Genomic DNA, 2426 nt, shown 5'->3' on the forward strand with positions numbered 1-2426 from the left:
AAATACAACACCGCCGGGGAACTGACCGAGACCGTCAACGGCGTGGGCGGCCGGACCCGGTTCGAGTACGACGTCCGCGGGCGCCTGGTCCGGATCACCGATCCCCTGGGCGGGGTGACCACCCGCACCTACACGGCCACGGACCAGGTTGATTCCGTCACCGATCCGCTCGGGCGGATGAGCACCGCCACCTACGATCCCGCCGGGCGGCAACTGTCCCAGACCGACCCGGACGGACACACCACAACCTGGACGTATGACCGGGCCGGCCGGGAATCCTCCACCTCGTTCGACGGGAAGCCCATTGCCGGCGTCGAACGCGACCTGATCCGCCGCCGCGTAATCATTACCGATTACACGGGCGCTGACGGGCTGGCCGTCGAGCACGAGCTCGCGTATGACCGCTGCGGGCGGCTGGCGTCCCGCACCCGCGGCGGCCGGGGAATGTCGTGGAAGTACGACGCCGACGGGAACCGCACCGGTTTCACCGACGCGCACGGAACCACCACCACTTATGTCCGGGATGCCGCAGGCCGGGTGACCGCTGTCAGCAACCCCCGGCTCGGGGAGGCCGTGTTCTCCCACGATGCGTCGGGGCGTATCACCGCAGCCACTGCCGGGAACCTGGTCCAGGAATGGGCCTACCGCTACGGGAGCCTGTCCGAGCACAGCCGCACGGACCGTTCTGACCCGCTCTCGACCGATGTCACCCTGATCGGCCGGGACGAGGACGGCCGGATCACGGCCCTGACCCGCGCCGGTACTGTGACCCAGTACGGGTATGACGGGGCCGGCCAAATGGTCTCGGCCGCCACCACCCGGAACGGGGAGCCGTGGCTTCCCTCTGCGGTCTCCGAGTGGATGTACGACGCCGGCGGGCGCCTTATCCGGGAATCCACGCCGGGTGGCTCCCGGGTCTATGAGTACGACGCCGCTGGACAGCTCCTCGCCGTCACGGACGCTGACGATTCACGGACTGAGTATGTTCATGACGGCCTGGGCCGCCGCACCCGGCTCATCCACCCGGACGGGTCCTGGACCGAGTACTCGTGGGGTCAGAGCGGCCAGCTGAAGAGCGTTGCCGACCGCACGCCCGACGGCATGGAAACCTCCCGGCATGAGCTGTGGGTGGACGCCCTCGGCGAGCTGGCTGCCGTTGATGGGTCGGAGCTGTGGTGGGACACCGCCACCCCCATCCCCACCCTGGCCGGCTTCGGCGGTCAACAGGTCCTTTCGTTGCCTGGTGGTGTCACCGGTATCGAGGACGCCTGGATCGCGCCGGGCTGGCGGGCCGCCCGCCCCACCGACCAGTCCGACCCCTGGGCCGTCATCGGCGCGCCGGCAGTCCCTGGCCCGGGTCCGGGTGGCACTGCCGTTGGTGGTGCCGCTGGTTTGGGTTCGGTGTCCGGGCTGGCCGGTGTGCTGCCCGCCGGGATCACTCTGACCGGCAACGGCGGCCTGGACATCGCTGGCCTGGAGTGGCTCGGGGCACGTGCGTACGACCCCGCTACTCGAGGTTTCCTCTCCACCGATCCTCTCTCCCCCGTCCTCGGCGCGGGCTGGGACGGCAACCCCTACGCCTACGCCGGCAATAACCCCCTCAACACCACCGACCCCACCGGGCTGCGTCCGCTCACTGATGACGAGCTGAAGGCCTACGACAAATCGGCCGGGAGCCACTGGGAGTACGTCGTTGCGGGACTCGCCGTGGCCGCTGGCGTTGCTGCATTGTTCGTGCCGGGGCTCAACATCATCGCGGCAGGAGCTATCGCCGGGGCATTGAGCTCGGGTGGCCTCTCGGTCTTTTCCCAGAAATCGCAGAAGGGTTCGGTCGACTGGTGGTCGGTCCTCGGCAACACCGCGATAGGCGCGGCTACCGGTGCTGCAGGTGGCGGCGCGGCCATGTGGACTAGGGGCGTCCTCGCGGGTGCGCCGGCCGGACAGGCTGCAGCAGCGCTCGGAGTAAGTGCTGGCGCCAACGGGGTCGTCGGTGCGGGTGCAAGTGCCGCGAGCTACCTTTATCAGAAAGGCGGGCGCATCAATAACGGCTGGGACTTTGCGGGCAAGATCGCTGGTGGTGGCTTCGCCGGTGCCGTAGGCGGCCTCGCGGGGCCGGCCGGCGGCAGCCTCGCCAGAGGGATGTCATTGTCGTCGACCGGCGTGGTTGCCAAGGCCGGAACGATGGCCATCAGTGGCGTTGGTGCGGGAACAGGTTCGATGCTGGAGAACGTCGTCGCCGGGGATCCCATTGACCCCGCGAAGGCCGGGGCAACAGGCCTGTTTGGAGCGGGTGCTGCCGCGATACCTGTGGGGCGCATACCGGCGTTCAACCAGACAGGCGTTAGCACGCTAAGGCAGATGCCGTACTTTGCGCCTCGGACTGTGAACGGCATGTTTAACTACAACCAGACGAATACCGTGGGACT

At 68.3% G+C, this 2426-nt stretch carries 1 protein-coding gene; it reads left to right on the plus strand.

What is annotated here, in order from left to right:
- Window positions 1–2426, plus strand: a 2426-nt coding sequence (locus LQV45_RS25925; RefSeq protein WP_290370319.1) for an RHS repeat-associated core domain-containing protein, incomplete at both ends; no start/stop codon positions are given.

It is taken from the genome of Microbacterium sp. Bi128, from assembly GCF_918698205.1.